Origin of the sequence: Wolbachia endosymbiont of Onchocerca ochengi (genome assembly GCF_000306885.1) — a bacterium.
GTDB lineage: Bacteria > Pseudomonadota > Alphaproteobacteria > Rickettsiales > Anaplasmataceae > Wolbachia.
Window position 1 is genome coordinate 77,329 of record NC_018267.1, and the last position, 17,143, is coordinate 94,471.

The following is a 17,143-nucleotide window of genomic DNA, read 5'->3' on the forward strand; positions in this document are numbered from 1 at the left end:
GCTCAAAGCAGTTTCTATGTACAATAAAACAAAAGAGGAATCCATGAGTAATATTACTATTAATCACGAAAAAAATGTTAAACTGACCAGCTTTGGAAAAGCAGTTCTATTGGATAGGTATCTAATAGAAAATGAAAGTTACCAAGATCTCTTTATACGTATTGCTAGCTACTACTCAGATAATAAGGAGCATGCGCAACGTCTTTATGATTACATAAGCAATTTGTGGTTTATGCCTTCAACACCAATACTTAGTAATGGCGGCACTAACAGAGGATTACCTATCTCTTGTTTTCTTAATGAAACCGAAGACAGCCTACAGGGAATAGTTGATTTATGGAATGAAAATGTTTGGCTAGCTGCACGTGGAGGAGGGATAGGTAGTTATTGGGGAAATCTACGTTCAATTGGCGAAAGTGTAAAGGGCAGTGGTAAAACATCTGGGATTGTACCATTTATTGTAGTACAGAACGCTCTAACACTTGCAATCAGTCAAGGATCATTAAGAAGAGGAAGCTCAGCAGTTTACCTTCCTGTATCCCATCCAGAAATAGAAGAGTTTCTTGATATACGCAAGCCAACAGGAGGTGATCCAAATCGCAAAGCATTAAATATACATCACGCTGTAATAGTAAACGACGAATTCATGCAAGCTGTTGAAAGAGATTTAGAATGGGATTTAATTAGCCCTCACAGTAACAAAGTCATTTCAACTGTTAAAGCACGTGATATATGGGTTAAAATATTAATAGCAAGAGTCGAAACTGGAGAACCTTATATTATTTTTCTCGACGCAATAAATAACAATAAGCCAGAATCTTACAAAAAACTCAATTTAGACATTAAGATGTCAAATCTATGCAGTGAAATTACTTTAACCACAGGTTATGACCATCTAAACAAACCACGCACTGCTGTATGCTGCCTATCATCAGTAAATCTTGAATACTATGAAGAATGGAAAGACAGTGAATTCTTCATAGAGGACATAATGCGCTTCCTTGATAATGTATTTGAGGATTTCATAAATAAGGCACCAAACGAAATACAGCGAGCAAAATATTCCGCAATGAGAGAGCGTAGTATTGGTCTTGGTGTGATGGGCTTTCATTCATTTTTACAGAGCAAAATGGTTCCTTTTGAGTCAGTAACAGCACAACAGTGGAACAAAAGGATATTTAAGCACTTGCGTGAGCAAGCAGACATAGTTTCTAAAAAATTAGCAGAAGAAAAGGGAGCATGCCTTGATGCTAAAGAAATCAATCTAATGGAAAGGTTTACACACAAGCTCGCTATCGCTCCAACTGCTTCGATTTCCATTATCGCAGGTAACACCTCCCCTGGGATAGAGCCATATGCAGCAAATGTATTCACACAAAAAACACTCACAGGTTCATTTGTAGTGCGAAACAAATTCTTACAAAAATTATTAGCAAAAAAAAATCAAGATAATGACAAAGTATGGTCCTCAATTTCAACAAACGAAGGTTCCGTACAGCATCTAGACTTTCTCAACGAGCACGAAAAATTAACATTTAAAACAGCATACGAACTTGATCAAAGATGGATTATAGAACATGCAAGCGATAGAACTCCATATATTTGTCAGTCTCAATCAGTAAATTTGTTTCTACCTCCTAATATACATAAACGCTATTTACACAAAATACACATGCTTGCTTGGAAAAAAAATCTAAAAAGTTTATATTACTGTAGATCACTGTCAATACAAAGAGCCGACAAGGTTTCACATGATATATCCGAAAAAAACGAAATATTACACCAAAAAACAGATATTGATTATGATGAGTGCTTATCATGTCAATAAATGCTGCATAAAAATCCCGCTGAATTTTTAAAATCCATTCCAAAAGACAAGCGCGTAATGTGCCTCGATATGGGGAAAAAACAAATAGGAATAGCATTTAGTGACAAAACGCAACTCATAGCTACTGCTCATAGCATATATAATAGAAAAAATATAAGCAAAGATTTAGGCTACCTAAATAGAGTATTCAAAGAAAATGAAGCTGGTTCAGTAGTAATAGGGCTACCACTAGAAACAAATAGAAAAAGAAGTGAATGGTATGAAACCATCATCCAGTTTGCAACCAAAATGATAAAAAAATATAAAGTAAATATATATTTGCAAGATGAAAGCTTATCAACATTTATTGCAATTCATACACTAAAGACTGCCGGAGTATCAATCACAAAATCAAAAAAAATAGACGATAAAATCTCCGCATGTATTATTTTACAACGAACGCTAGATAAGATAAATGCAATTAAATAGTTTTTCTATAGCTAAAAAATTCCTATATGTTATACTGTAATAGTATCTTAACTGTAACACGTAGTAATGGAACTCATCACTTCAAACCATTCCTTAGGTTATCACTCAAGCAGCATCAGTTAGTTTTATATACACAAGCGCTCATCACCTTTACTAGCATTCATAGTGTTCAAAGTTAACTTCCGTTAACACCTTGCTAATTCTAGCTACATCTTAAATTTCAGCTAGAGAAGCTTTGCTTATATTTTCTAAAAAAACAAAATAAGAACATAATGCTTTTTCTTTTTTCGTTACCAACGCTAAATACTTTCTCTTAATTATGAACTTATAAACTGTTTATCGCGTTTTTTTCTATGTGAAGCTATTGCAAAACGATGAGCTTCATTACGAAGCAATTGTAAGTAAAGCATGACCTTGCTATCATTCTCCAGAGTAAACTCTTCCTTACCTAACATATAAAATCTCTCGTTTCCCGCATTGCGATAAGTACCCTTTGCCATACAAACAAAAGGAACATCTATTTTCAATATTTGCAACACATTCTGCACTGTGGAAACATGCCCAGGCCCGCCATCAATTAAGAGAAAATCAGGGATTATGTCCTTTATCTTACCGGAAAAACGCTTGGTTAACACTTCCCTCATCATTTTATAGTCATCACCTGAAATTTCCCCTTTTATAGTAAATTTTCTGTATTCACTTTTTAAAAAACCTTCCTGTCCTGCAACAACCATTACACCAATTTGGTGACTTCCAGATATATGGCTATTATCATAAACCTCTATACGTTTTGGAACATTTGGTAACGAAAAAACTTTACTCAGCTTTTCGAGTTTCTCTAGACTATCTCTACAATCAGTAAGCTCTCGCTCTAAGCTATATTGAGAATTATTAAAAACAAACTCTAATAAATCACGTTCTTTATTACTCTTTGTGTACAAAACCTTTATTGATTTGTGAGTAATTTTACATAGTGCTTGCTCTATAATTTTCCTATTTGTAATAAAATCTGGAATATAAATTTGTACCGGAGGCACATTAACTGAGTTATAGAAATTGATCAAAAAAGTAGACAAAATTTCATCATCTGGATGATCATTACAATTTTCAGCAAAGTAAGAAGTACTTCCGTAGTTTTCTTTATTTCTGAACGATAACAAATTAATACACGCTGAATCTTCTTTACGTGCAATGCTGAAAAAGTCTGCATCTTTTTCAAAAGAAAAATCCATTGGCTGCATTTGAACTTGCTTAAGCAGCTTTATCCGATCTCTATATACAGCAGCAAGCTCGTAGTTCTGCTCATTGCTATACTTTTTCATTATAGAAAGTAACTGCTCTTCCACTTTATTGTTTCTCCCAAGTAATGTATCCCGTGCTTGTTTTGCTGATTGGCAGTAATCATCTTTTGCAATTTTACCCACACATGGTGCTGAGCAGCGCCTAATATGATACTCAAAACATGGCCTTTTTGTTGAGGAGAACTTTTTATCTGAACATCCTCTCAAGAGAAAAGCTTTTTGCAATGACAATATAGTTTGCTTAACAGCAGTAGCAGATGTAAAGGGACCATAATAATGAAATTCACCCTTTTTAAGTTTGCCTCTATGTTGTGCTATACTAGGATAATCATGTTTGGAAATTGTTATATAAGGGTAAGATTTTCCATCTTTAAGCTTAATATTATAAGTAGGTTTTAGTGACTTTATTAACCGCGACTCAAGAAGCAATGCCTCGATTTCATTCTTAGTTAGAAAAGTCTCAATCTTAACAATCTGTGAAAGCATAACCTTAACTCGTTCAGAAAGGTTTCCAAATCGAAGGTAGTTAGATAATCTTAATTTTAAGTTTTTTGCTTTTCCAACATATAAAACCTTACCCTTCTCTCCAGTCATTTTATATACACCGCAAGACTGCGCAGATAAATCAATTTGCTTTTTTATTACCTGAACATTTACGATATAATTCATTGCTTAACTTGTATAAGTTTAAAACATGCCACTGAATGAAAAATGGAAATAACACTCGCAAGCAAAGAGAATCTATTTTCTCTTAGCTTATCATAAGCACAGTTAATCTTTACATTGTCCATAAACTGATTGATAAGTGGAAGAAATCGATTAAGCTCATCAAGTGCTGCACTGAAGTGATCATTTTTTATTGCTTGTTTAATTCTTTCATAAACAGCTACAGCACAATTTGATAGTGCTATCTCCTTATTGTCAATCAAAAACTCTTGATTATAAGACGCGATATAAGTAGTATTGTCATTTTATTTTGCTTTGCTAACTATATTACTCACCCTTCTATAAGTATTCAGAATCTGCTCACCTTTAGGAGTACTGAGATAACAATCTAATATAATAGTTTGCTTTTCTGCTGTCAGTAGATCATCAATATCAGTTTTATATAATATTGAATCTATAACATCTTGCCTTACACCTTTATTTTTTAAAATAACCCTAAATCTCTTTAAACAAAATTTAAGCACAAGTTCTAGAATCTGCTCCCTATTTAGCTTATTAGGTTGACCAACTGATGCTGCATCCCCAGCAAATACAAATTCTAAATATAAAGATACCGACTTATCTATCAATAGTCTGATTGGAATATGCAAATTATTCTCAAGTATCGTTCTAATTATGCCAATTGCCATTCTTCGTAAACCAAATTGATCATATGAACCTGAGATCTTTTCACCTGCTGCAATCAAACCAACTAAACTATCTACTTTATCAGCAATAGCCACAACAATCGCAGTAGGGGATCTAGGACATTCTTGCTCTGGTCTAACTGGTTTATAATGTTCAGTTATAGCTTCCACTATTTCTTTATCTTCTTGAAAATAAGAGGCATAATATCCACCCATTATTCCTTGTAATTCTGGAAATTCTCTTACCATTGATGTTGCGAGATCTGCCTTTGCCAAATATGCAGCATGCTCAACCTTAGTTAACGAAGCATGCGGAACATACATGGCTATATACTTTGATAAAACCATAATACGCCTTACTTTTTCTCCAACATTACCTAGATAAGCATGAGATAATATCGAGTCTAACTTTCTTACATAATAATCAAGATTTTCCTTTCTATCTTGAGACATCAAAAATTGCGCATCAGCAAGACGTGCTTCTAATATCCTTTCATGCCCTTTGATAACTTCATCACTGCTGACATTGACAACAGTAGCAAAGTGCGAAATTCTCTTTCCATTACTCAAAGCAAGACATTTTTGTTGTGTATTAATTATACTAAGAATTGCCTCTTTTGGCAATCCAAATGACTTTTCATGATTTACTTTACCAAACAGTACAACTGGCCACTCTATAAGCCCCGTTAATTCATCCAATAAATAATTATTTTCTTCAAGTTGTAAATTCTGCTCTTTTATGAATTTATTAATCTGATCCAGTATGAATTGCTTTCTTTTATCTTGCTGGAGAATGACATTATTTTTTTTTAGTAACCCAAAGTAGTCTTTAGGTACTTTAACAGTAAGCATCGCGCCACCTGAGAGAAATCTATGACCATAAGTTGTGTTACATGCCGTAATCCCTGCAAAAAATACAGGGATTATCTCGTCATTTAAAATGCATAAAATGTTTTTAATTGGTCTAACCCATCTTTCTTTTCCTTTGCTCCACCTCATGCTTTTCGGCCAAGAAAAGTCTTTTAGCATTTTTTCCAGTTGATTTTTAAGAAATTCTTTGATGTTAAATGAGCTGCTTTCTCTCTTAATGAAGTAAAACTCTCCATCATTTACTTTTCGAATAAGTAAATCTTTTCTATCTTTTTGATATTTTTTTAAAAAACCTTCGATGGCACTTTCCGGTGCACTGACATTTGGTCCACTAATTTTGTTATTAGAACCTTTCAGCTCTGAAATATTTATATCACTAACAAAAAGAGCAATGCGACGTGCTGTCACAAAAACCTCTATAGAGGCAAATTTCACATTATTTTTATTGAAAGCATTAGTAATATAACTCTTAACTTGAGCTACAGCTAAACTTTGCATTCTTGATGGTATCTCTTCTGAAAGGCATTCAAATAATAGTTGCGATAACATATGCTATTTACTTATGTATAACTCACAACATTTTTTTGTTAGCTCCCTTACTCTGCTAATATATACTGTACGCTCATTCACATCAAGCACACCTCTTGCATCAAGCAGATTAAGTAAATGACTAGTTTTAACACATTGGTCATAAGCTGCTACCGGCAATTTTTTTTCAATAAGGAATTGACACAACTTTTCCGCATCTTCAAATTGCTGCTGTGCTACTTCAGTAGTATAATAGTTTAATGACAGGCAAGAAAATTCATACTCTCTTTGCTTAAAAATATCTCCATAAGTTACACCATTGTCGTTCCAAGTTATATCAAAAACATTATCTATACCTTGTATACACATTGCTAAACGTTCCAGCCCATACGCTACTTCACCAGGAATTATTTTACAATCAATGCCTCCTACTTGCTGTATATAAGTAAGTTGTGTCACCTCCATTCCATTGCATATAACTTCCCACCCAAGTCCTGATGCACCAACACTTGGATTTTCCCAATCATCTTCAACAAATTGAATATCATATTTCCTTGTAGATATACTAAGAGCCTTTAGGCTACTCAAGTAGATATCCTGCAAGTTATTTCCAGAAGGCTTTATCACTACCTGGTACTGATGATGTTGATATAGGCGATTAGGGTTGTCACCATAGCGCCCATCTGCCGGTCTAACCACTGGTTGTAAATATGCAACCTTCATTGGTTTTGCATCAACCGCTGCCATAGCTGTTGCAGGATGCAATGTTCCAGCTCCAATTTCAGACGTATATGGATAAAGTATAGTACATCCTTCACTAGCCCAAAAATCTTGCAATTCTTTTATTATACTTTGTAGATCCACATAAACTGCACACTTTTTACACTAAATATATAAGCAAATATGTATACTATACAATATTTATTTTTCTGTAGTGTCACACAAATAGTAACCTAAAACTGCTGAGCTTTCTTTCGCATACTGAATTATGCTTTTATTTAGAACAATTGCATCATGCATAGTTAAATCACAGAATATAAATGCAGTCAAATACAGCAAAATTACTGCATAAAACGTATGAAAAATCCCCTCAAACGTGATTGATATTGCATTGTTATAATTAAGTTGTATCGAACTTATTGGCCAAGGTTTTATCACTTCCACAACATTAAAAAATGCATAAGGTATCATAAAGAAAAAGAACAAGTGCACAAAATTATTAAACCAAGACGAACATTGAAATATTTCTTTACATATACTTCCATACAATCTACTTACAGCATAATAAATTGACATTATTGCTGGCATCGAAAACGCAATAGTCAGTACCTGCCCTGACGCTATTTGTATCACTATATTCTCGCTACTATTTGCCGAAGGGTTTTGAATATGGAAAATAGATATCCCAACTAATTGTAGTACCGATATGCATATCGCTAACTTCGCAAAAATAGCAGCTATAATTATACCTGAATATGGCATCTTATATAGTATGAAATTGATTCCGTATACGAGAACTAATATAATATCGGTAATAAGTAATATTAAAAAAGAAGACCAATAGTTCTGCCAATTCGGTAAATACCCTACCCCTAAAAAAGAGCTTATTACTTTAGCAGGAAAAACTATACCCAATACCTTTTTTAAGACTGCCCAAAAAACTTCCATATCTTAAATGATACTTAGCTAATGGGTTATACTTTATTGCAACATACTTATCAATAGATCAAAACCATATTAGAAGAACTTAAATAGGTATACTATGATAGAAAAACTTACATTAGAAACTTAACAATAGCATAATCAATAAACTTCTCAGGCCTTTAGCTCCTTAAATACTGCACTTGCTCTGTCCAGCACAGAATCAGGAAAACCAGCAAGTCTTGCTACATATATTCCATATGACTCATCTGCAATACCCTCAACTACTTCATGTAAAAAGACGACTTTTCCGTTCCATTCTTTTACTTTTACACAGAAACATTTTATATTTTTTAAATATTTACCTACTTTAGTTAGTTCATGATAATGAGTTGCAAAAATAGCGCGGCACTTATTTACATCATGAATATGTTCAATCACCGCCTGAGCGATAGATAATCCATCATATACTCCTGTACCTCTGCCAATTTCATCAAGTATCACTAAGGAACGTTCTGTTGCCTGATTGACTATAGTTGCTGTTTCAAGCATCTCTACCATAAAGGTGGAATAGCCAGCCGTTACATTATCTGTCGCACCAACTCTGCTGAATATCTTGTCAACTACTCCAATGTGCGCACTATCTGCTGGTACAAATGAACCCATATGAGCTAGAATTGCAATGAGAGCATTTTGCCTCAAGAAAGTACTTTTCCCAGCCATATTGGGACCAGTGATTAGATGCATACCAACTAAATTAATACTATTTGCAATAAATTTACCATCAATTTCAACTACTGGATGTCTTCCATTATAGATGTTGAATTCTTTACTATCGTCAATAATGGGTTTTACGTAATTATTTTGTACTGCGATCTCTGCAAATGAAGTCCTAACATCCAGTTTAGCTAAAGCATTTGCGGCAAGAGCAATCTTCTCAGATTCTTTAGCGATTTTACTGCATAGTTCACCAAAAATTTTTATTTCCAAGTTAATTATAGCGTCACGCGCTGCAAAAATTTTATTTTCCAATTCCTTCAATTCACTAGTAGTATAGCGTATGCTATTCGCTAAACTCTGCCTATGAATAAATATATTCGAAGTTAACTTATGACTCGTTGACACTTCGACATAATAACCAAGTATATTATTGTGCACTATTTTTAGTGAGGCAATACCAGTCAGATCGCAATAAGATTTACGAAGCTTAGTTATCAGTTTATTAACATTATTGAGCACATAGGATAACTCTGATAATTCTCGATTATACTGTGGATTAATAAACCCACCTTCTTTTATCGAATTTAAGTCATTATCAAGCACAGCATCGTTTAGAAGCTCAAATAATTCTTTATGATTGCCAAGGCTTTTATGTATTGCACTCAGTTCATCTTCACCTGGTTTTACTGTCATTCTAGAGTTTGATGCTGAAATCTGTGTCTTAATCTCAGCGTTTGACACTGGGATAATATATCGTCGCAAGAGAAATTCATTCTTGCCGGATTCAATTTTACATAAGAACTCAGACAACTCTAACGTTTTTCCAAGACCCACTTTCAATAAATTAATATCTTTTGGTGAACCACGCCCTATCACCAAACGCGACAACGACCTCTCAATATCTGGAATACTAGAAAGTATTTCTCGCACCTTTTTACGCAACTCGTGGTGATTTACAAAAAACTCAACAGTGCTAAGCCTTAAATTAACCGCTTTAGAGCAAGCAAGTGGTGATGCGAGCATTTGTTTAAGCAAACGTCCACCAGAAGCTGTAACTGTGTGATCAATAACTGAAATTAGTGAACCTTTTCTTTCACCAAACTGAGTTGAAAATAATTCAAGATTTCTCCTTGCTGAAGCATCGATGAGCATAAAACTTTGTTGCTTGTATGGTTTTGGCAGTTCAAGCCTTGGAATACAACCTTTTTGAGTTACTCTCACATATTCAAGCAGCACACCGCAGGCTATAACCTCCACTTTGCTAAAATTTCCTATGACCCCAAGTTCTCTAATCTTATAAAATTCGCACAACGTTCTATAGGATTTGTTATACTCAAAAAAACTCTGAGCATGTTGTGTAATTGATATTTTATAGCTTTTTAAAATTGACCTGATTTTCTTATCTTCAATGAGCTTTTCAGAAATTAATAATTCCTTTGGTGATACACGTAGCAAGTCATTATCTAAAGCTTTCAAATTCGTTATAGTGTAAAAAAACTTTCCTGTTGATAATTCAAGCCAACCAATAGCATACTCTTCATTTTCTTCAACTATAGACGCAAGGTAACTATTGCTTTTATCTTCCAATAATGAATCTTCGATAATTGTACCTGGAGTGACAATTCTGACTACGTCACGTTTTACTATAGATTTATGGCCCCTTCTTTTTGCTTCATTAGCAGTCTCTAACTGATCACAGATTGCTACTTTAAACCCTAAATCTATTAGTTTATGCAGGTAAGATTCACTATTATGTGCCGGGACTCCACACATTGGTATATTCTGTCCACACAAATTACCTCTTTTAGTAAGTACTATATTTAGTAGCTTTGCAGCTTTGATAGCATCATCAAAAAACAATTCATAAAAATCTCCTAGCCTATAAAACAACAAATGATCTCTATATCGAGCCTTCAAGTTCAAATATTGTTCCATCACAGGAGTGTTTTTTTCTTTTATGAAACTCATAGTATTTTTTAATACGCTATATTAGCAATAACTTCAGATTTATCGTTATATATAAATAACATAGAACTTAGATAGAAACCTTTACACATACAAAAATAAGCTTTTTAGAAATATATAACGGATTTCTTGTACCCTCCTTTTTTACAAACTACACTAAAATTATATGAAATTTAAACTCTTTGAAAAGCCTAAATTGCCATTTATTACTACATTAGGTTATGTTAACAACTAGGAAAAAATAGAAAGGCCTCTCTTATTATTATTTTTAACTTTTTTGAAAAATAATGTACGCTATGAAAGTAATACGCTAAGTTGAATAAGTTGATATTAAAGGATCACTTCCAGGAATAGTTGTTAGAGCATTCGATGATCATCAAATATTCATACACAATTCCTTGTTACCAAAATTAAAATGGGGCAACAATTTAATTAATAGTCCTTCCAAAACAGATCACATTTTTGGTATGTTCTTCTCTAAAAAAGAAGTAAATTGTTTTAATCCTCATCCTCTGATGCGGCCTTTTATAGCACGTGAAGAGCTTTTTAAAGCAAAACATCGAAAAACTTAAAGTTCTCTCTCTTAGTAAAATTTTGGCCCAAGGAGGAATGCTTAACATATAATTATATGTGTCAGCATTTAATTACGGCTAAAATATTTATAATCTCTCTCACTATTGTTTTAGTTAATTAAAAAAAATCCACGAGAAAAACTTATGCAGTGTAAGAGACTCTTAAAATAACTCCAGAAAAATTTTGCTGAGTACAAAGTTAGATTAGGAACCTAAGGTTGTACATAATCACAGCACAGTATATGCTACCAACACTAAACAAACTGATGAGTTCCAAAACTCCCTTAAAAAGTTTTTACATAAAAGAATATTACCACACTTATGCACACAGCCTTATGCTATTATTGATTTGAGATAATTTACATCCTCTCGAATGGCAACGACGTACAACGTCTACTTATAATATTACTCCTTATTATAAAGAAAGTTATTATTAACGCCATTATTATACCTAAGCGCATTCTTCTGATATCACAAAAAGCAAATACTATAAGCATCAGAAGTATACGTCATGATTAATTCCCTTATTCCTTAATAATATAAAACCACAATCATCCAATGCATCATCAAAAGTATGATAAATTAATAACTTAATTATAGATTGACAAAGCTCTAAAATTAAAGAAGTTATAAACATCACAACAGGATATCTATCTGTAAATCCTTACTTTATACTATTACTATAAAGAAAATAGTTGAAAACTTAGATATTTACACCAGCCCAAAGAGCAATCACAAACTTGAAGATTTAGATATTGCCTCCCAAACTTACTAGAGAAAGAGAAATCAAGTTCATTATGCAACCGACATTTTAAAATTGCAGGAAAGTTAACTAGAGAATTACAAGTATTTTGATACCTATACCTGATACGTGCTTCAGTGATCATAATATCCAGTTTTTGATCGTGTTTTTCTACTGGCAAACTTTTATAATATTGTTTTTCATAAGCTACACCTATAAATATTTTTCCAAATGGTCGCAATTCTTTTATCACAGCATCATACCAACCACCACCAAAACCCAGCCTATTAAGATACTCATCAAAAGCAATAACAGGAGTAATTATTATGTCAGGAACTATGTTGCTTCTGTCTATTTTATTCCACTCCTTAAATCTTGGTGGCTTATTTCCATCAGGAATTGCTACTTTATAACCTAAATTAAGCAAACTATGCATCAAGGGCACAACATTTATTTCTTGATCAATTGGAATATAAGCCGCAATTGTTCTGCCTTTAACGTAACTTAAGTTTTGATCAAATAGATTAATAAGAAAATTTGCTACATAATTAGAATAACTCTTATCAGTGTTTTTTCTTATAGCCCTATATTGCTTCCTTACCTCCTTTTTCCGCTGTTTAATATCTTTGAGCATAATCTATCCACTTTACAGTGAGCTTTTCTTGCAAACTGTTTTGCTTCAAACGCTCACTTAAAAAATCAAAGTCAACAAAATCCATATTCTGGTCTTGATTAATGCAACTATAAACAAAACTCTCTTCTCCTGTTTCCAGGTTTATATGCCGTTGCACACATTGAGCGCAAATTCCTTTCATCATACACTGCATAGGAGAATTAATTGACGATACTGCCACGTGGTCAGATTTCAGATATGGCTTTAAAACTGTTTTCCTAGCTTCATTTACAGCTTTCATCATTTTATCAGAGCCGATAGTAATAATTTTATCTATAGCACCTAAATCAATCGTAGTATCACCTAATATTCCCTGTTGATAAGAGATTATCGCATTAACTATATTACCATGAAAAGATTTGTCTTGACTTCTGCTTGTTTCTATCCACCCCTCTTCACATGCCCAAACCACCGTATTCGACGCATATTCTATCAGTGCTTGTTTAAATAGATCATTTAATTTTTTATAGCCAGCAAAGTACAGAACCTTATTATTATTTTTAAGGTATGCCTTTCCTATTGGGAATAACACTGCATTTCCGACCCCACCACCGATTAGCATTATGTTTTTCATGTTTTTCCTTCTATTTTCCTACATGTGATACGGAAAAGGGGGGATTCGAACCCCCGGACATATCTTTATATGTGCACGCTTTCCAAGCGTGTGCTTTAAACCACTCAGCCACCTTTCCACATACTATATAATATTAAAAGTAGTACCATTAAGCAAGTTCAGTTATAAAAACTAGGTATATAAGGTTCACAACAAAAATTTACAATATTGTTAAACTTACTTTCACGTATTGAAAACATTTTATCGCAATTTACGAGTATTAAATATTATTCATCTCTGGCAAAATCTGCTATGGATGTACGGTGAATAATGCAATTACTTTATCCTTATACCTTTCCATACAACTTCAAATTCTGTGTGTAGCACTGAATTAAAGAATTTAACCAACTTCAACAATAAGTCCCTCTGTTTAATACTACTTTGCCAGTTCCAAATACAAATTCATCTTTTTCTGGCCAAAATCCCTATTTATAACTTACAAGAAACACCTCAAACTTACAAAAAGTTGCACTTCTCTGATAAAATATCTTCTTCTTTCATATTACCACTATTTAATATTCCCTTAGTTTCTAGGCTATCAGCCTTTAAATCTACATTCAGTATTATGCTACTAGTTATAAATCAACTTAAAGATTTATAAAACATACTATTAATGCTCAAATTCTCATCATAATCAATGAATCTTATTATTTTTCTATTATAAGCATTGATCTTTCAGTAATAGCAATAGTAAACAATTCCCTAGCTAAATGGGTTTTCAATGTAATTTGCATAGGTTCCTTCTATCTAATCATCTAATCGATTAAACTTGAAAAACGGACGGCAAATAAGATATTGCCATAGTAACAAAAAATTATAGAACACTACTTGCAAAAATAGTATATCAAATATTACATAGTTCAATAAGGACAAGATCCACGTGAAAATATACAGTATAACACTGAATAACAATAAAAGTAAAAGAAAGTTAAATATCAATATCATGCACATTAAGTGCATTATTATTGATAAAATCACGGCGTGGTTCAACCATGTCACCCATTAGCACTGAGAATATGTTATCTGCCTCTTCACAATTTTTTATTTCAACTTTTAGTAAAGTCCTAGTTTCCGGATTGAGCGTAGTTTCCCAAAGCTGATCAGCATTCATCTCGCCAAGACCTTTAAATCTCTGCAGAGTTAAACCTTTTTTGCCGTAGTCCATCATCGTTTTTGCAAGTGCACTCGGAGATTTAACCTTTATTTCAGTTTCTTGTGATTTTAAAAATGAATCACCATTAAATAAGTCAATTATATCATCAAGATAACTGAGTATACTAAGTATTTCTTTACTTTCAAGTATGCTAAGTGGAAATACATACTTATCTGCTAATCCTTGAAATAATTTAGAGACATAAACTTCTTCACCTTTTACTTCTACTTCCCAAGTATATTTACTATAGATCAACTTTAAGTATTTTAAAATCTCATTAGTAGATAATAAAGCATTTTTCTTACTTAAAATTAGTAGCGACTCTAACAGATTTTGTGGTATTTCTCTGTCATAATTTTTACTAATATTTGAAATACTAAGGCATTTATTCAAAACAAAGCGTAAATCCCTGTTTATACCATTTAATGTTAATTTTTTAACTGCTGAGTTTACTATATACTCTTCAAAGGTTTTATCATCTTTGATATAAGTATCTTTAGCATTTTTTGTAACTTTATAAAGAGGAGGCTGTGCTATATATAAATATCCTCTTTCAATTATTTCACGCATATATCGAAAGAAAAATGTCAAGAGCAGAGTTCTAATATGTGAACCATCAACATCCGCATCTGTCATAATGATAATTTTATGGTACCTAATCTTCTTAATATCAAAATGCTCATTTCCTATTCCTGCACCAATTGCCGTAACTAAAGAACCAATTTCTGCAGATGAAAAAACACGACCAAGTCCCACACGTTCTACATTTAAAATCTTTCCTTTTAAGGCAAGTACTGCTTGTGTTTTTCGGTTACGACCCTGCTTTGCAGAGCCACCTGCAGAATTACCTTCTACTATAAATAACTCTGATAATTCAGGAACTTTTTCCTGACAATCAGCAAGCTTTCCAGGCAGAGTTACAATATCAATATTGCTTTTATTTTTAACTAACTCTCGTGCTTTTCTTGCAGCTTCTCTTCCTTTGGCCGATCTGATAACTCTTTCTACTATACTTGTTGCTAATTTTGGATCAGTTTCAAGCATTGAACTTAATTTATCAAAAACTATGTTTTCTACAACTGTACGCGCTTCAGAACTAACCAATTTGTCTTTTGTTTGTGAAGAAAATTTAGGTTCAGGCATTTTGAGAGATAAAACACAAGTTAATCCCTCTCTAATATCTTCCCCAGTCAAATTTACTTTCGCTTTTTTTAAAAAACCCTCATTAATTGCATAATTATTAATACACCTAGTTAATGCAGACCTAAACCCTGCCAAATGTGTACCACCACCCCGTTGTTTTATATTGTTTGTAAAGCACAGCATATTCTCGTAGTAGGAGTCATTCCACTCCATCGAAACTTCTATACTGATACCAAGATCTTTTGCATCACCTCTTATACTAACAATCTTAGTAACATGTATCTTATTTTTATCTAAATATCGTATAAAATTTGCTGTGCCAAAATTACCTTCAGATTGCCTACTACCATTAAAGTAAGATTCCATACATGGTCTGCTGCGTAGGTCACGCAAAGTGATGTTGATATTCGAATTTAAAAACGCTAGTTCTCTGATACGACCTTCAAGAGTGAAGTAGCTAAAATTAATGTTACTAAAAATTTCTATTGATGGCATAAATGTTACTTTTGTTCCTCTTTTGTTTATGTTTTCATTCATCACCTTTAAGGGTTCAATGGACTTACCATTTTCAAAACGTATAAAATACTCTTTCTTGTTGCGCCAAATGGTTAATTCTAGCCAGCTTGATAATGCATTTACAACCGAAATCCCAACACCATGTAATCCGCCGGAAACTTTATAACTATTGTTATCAAACTTACCACCTGCATGCAACTGGGTCATTATTACCTCCGCTGCTGACATTCCTTCTTCCTCATGAATACCAGTTGGAATGCCACGACCATTGTCAATCACAGATACTGAACCATCCTCATTTATGCTAATTTCAATTTCATTACAATACCCAGCTAAAGACTCGTCTATCGCATTGTCGACAACTTCATACACCATATGATGCAGACCAGATCCATCATCAGTGTCACCAATGTACATACCTGGACGCTTTCTTACAGCATCAAGACCTCTTAAGACTTTTATTGCATCAGCGTTGTAGTTATTTTCCATGGAATTGCTTTATTTATAAATATTAACTAATATTATATTTGCACGTACTAATTAGCAACATTTTTAAACTGGAAGAAAAACTTTCAGCCGTAATACATAAATAAAGCATACTAAATTACCTGTACAAAGAGATTTACATACCATCTTACAAATCTTTTCTTAATCTTCTTTTAAAAAGTTACCGAGGTTTTTCTTAGCCATTAAAAAAAATCTCGCACACCACTTCTTTACAATTCTACTGGTCTTCCGTTGATCTAACTTAATAATTACTGATGAACATAAGCCAAACAAAGATTAAAACAGTTTATCTGATGCTCTACCTGTATGACATCGACTTTAGTTACCATAAGTTGTGGATATACCTATTATATAAGAACTTTGACAAGCATATCCTCTTCATTTTTTATATTTCCCATTCCTTAAAGGAACTGTTTAGTCTTCCATCCCTGTGCTTTCATTATTGCAAGGTTTCCAACATAAAATGAATGCTTTAGCGTTCTTCAAAATTACTCCCCCTATCCTATTGATAAACCCTCAAACACTTATGTGCTTGAGATTTTTAATCCTTT

Annotated in this window: 11 protein-coding genes, 1 tRNA gene and 1 pseudogene; 2 read left to right on the forward strand and 11 right to left on the reverse strand. The window is 33.2% G+C overall.

From position 1 onward, the window contains the following. The first annotated feature begins 16 nt into the window (after positions 1-16). Both WOO_RS00340 and ruvX read left to right on the forward strand, forming a co-directional pair. Entirely contained in the window at positions 17-1,828 is a 1,812-nt protein-coding gene (locus WOO_RS00340) for a ribonucleoside-diphosphate reductase subunit alpha (RefSeq protein ID WP_014868731.1), read from the forward strand. Beyond that, the gene (gene ruvX / locus WOO_RS00345) at positions 1,829-2,296 is read left to right on the forward strand and encodes a Holliday junction resolvase RuvX (RefSeq protein WP_014868732.1); all 468 of its coding nucleotides are present in this window, start codon (positions 1,829-1,831) and stop codon (positions 2,294-2,296) included. Between the two features lie 125 nt (positions 2,297-2,421). Here ruvX and uvrC read toward each other — a convergent pair. The 11 genes and pseudogenes from uvrC to gyrB all read right to left on the reverse strand — a co-directional run bounded on the left by uvrC (position 2,422) and on the right by gyrB (position 16,574). After that, positions 2,422-4,266: pseudogene (uvrC, locus tag WOO_RS00350) on the reverse strand (excinuclease ABC subunit UvrC). Beyond that, entirely contained in the window at positions 4,263-4,550 is a 288-nt protein-coding gene (locus WOO_RS04080; RefSeq protein WP_304412309.1) for a DALR anticodon-binding domain-containing protein, read from the reverse strand. The pseudogene uvrC and the gene WOO_RS04080 overlap by 4 nt, the downstream one beginning before the upstream one ends. Positions 4,551-4,568: 18 nt before the next feature. Further along, positions 4,569-6,368: a glycine--tRNA ligase subunit beta gene (gene glyS, locus WOO_RS00355; RefSeq protein ID WP_014868735.1), complete on the reverse strand. Its 1,800-nt coding sequence runs from the start codon at positions 6,366-6,368 to the stop codon at positions 4,569-4,571. A 3-nt stretch (positions 6,369-6,371) separates the two neighbouring features. Further along, the gene (locus WOO_RS00360; protein ID WP_014868736.1) at positions 6,372-7,211 is read right to left on the reverse strand and encodes a glycine--tRNA ligase subunit alpha; all 840 of its coding nucleotides are present in this window, start codon (positions 7,209-7,211) and stop codon (positions 6,372-6,374) included. A gap of 57 nt (positions 7,212-7,268) precedes the next feature. Beyond that, on the reverse strand, positions 7,269-8,015 hold the full coding sequence (locus WOO_RS00365; RefSeq protein ID WP_014868737.1) for a hypothetical protein: 747 nt from the start codon (positions 8,013-8,015) through the stop codon (positions 7,269-7,271). 147 nt (positions 8,016-8,162) lie between these two features. Continuing rightward, positions 8,163-10,676, reverse strand: coding sequence for a DNA mismatch repair protein MutS (gene mutS, locus WOO_RS00370; protein ID WP_014868738.1), 2,514 nt, complete (start codon positions 10,674-10,676; stop codon positions 8,163-8,165). 1,249 nt (positions 10,677-11,925) lie between these two features. Continuing rightward, the gene (locus WOO_RS00375; RefSeq protein WP_014868739.1) at positions 11,926-12,621 is read right to left on the reverse strand and encodes a 5-formyltetrahydrofolate cyclo-ligase; all 696 of its coding nucleotides are present in this window, start codon (positions 12,619-12,621) and stop codon (positions 11,926-11,928) included. Next, on the reverse strand, positions 12,605-13,234 hold the full coding sequence (locus tag WOO_RS00380; protein WP_014868740.1) for a ferredoxin reductase domain-containing protein: 630 nt from the start codon (positions 13,232-13,234) through the stop codon (positions 12,605-12,607). Before WOO_RS00380 ends, WOO_RS00375 begins: the two co-directional genes overlap by 17 nt. 30 nt (positions 13,235-13,264) lie before the next feature. Further along, positions 13,265-13,352: transfer RNA gene (locus tag WOO_RS00385), tRNA-Ser, on the reverse strand. A 40-nt stretch (positions 13,353-13,392) separates the two neighbouring features. Beyond that, positions 13,393-13,494 carry a phage BR0599 family protein gene (locus WOO_RS04305; protein ID WP_410543191.1) on the reverse strand — a complete coding sequence of 34 codons (102 nt, stop codon included), beginning with the start codon at positions 13,492-13,494 and terminating at the stop codon, positions 13,393-13,395. A 707-nt stretch (positions 13,495-14,201) separates the two neighbouring features. After that, positions 14,202-16,574 (reverse strand): DNA topoisomerase (ATP-hydrolyzing) subunit B, encoded by a 2,373-nt coding sequence (gyrB, locus tag WOO_RS00390; protein WP_014868741.1) that lies wholly within the window; start codon positions 16,572-16,574, stop codon positions 14,202-14,204. Positions 16,575-17,143 lie beyond the last annotated feature (569 nt).

Excerpts from the sequence above, each read along its gene's own strand:
- WOO_RS00380 (WP_014868740.1), bottom strand. The coding sequence starts at position 13,234 with ATGAAAAACATAATGCTAATCGGTGGTGGGGTCGGAAATGCAGTGTTA.
- gyrB (WP_014868741.1), bottom strand. The coding sequence starts at position 16,574 with ATGGAAAATAACTACAACGCTGATGCAATAAAAGTCTTAAGAGGTCTT.
- WOO_RS00365 (WP_014868737.1), bottom strand. The coding sequence starts at position 8,015 with ATGGAAGTTTTTTGGGCAGTCTTAAAAAAGGTATTGGGTATAGTTTTT.
- glyS (WP_014868735.1), bottom strand. The coding sequence starts at position 6,368 with ATGTTATCGCAACTATTATTTGAATGCCTTTCAGAAGAGATACCATCA.
- mutS (WP_014868738.1), bottom strand. The coding sequence starts at position 10,676 with ATGAGTTTCATAAAAGAAAAAAACACTCCTGTGATGGAACAATATTTG.
- WOO_RS00340 (WP_014868731.1), top strand. The coding sequence starts at position 17 with ATGTACAATAAAACAAAAGAGGAATCCATGAGTAATATTACTATTAAT.
- ruvX (WP_014868732.1), top strand. The coding sequence starts at position 1,829 with ATGCTGCATAAAAATCCCGCTGAATTTTTAAAATCCATTCCAAAAGAC.
- WOO_RS00375 (WP_014868739.1), bottom strand. The coding sequence starts at position 12,621 with ATGCTCAAAGATATTAAACAGCGGAAAAAGGAGGTAAGGAAGCAATAT.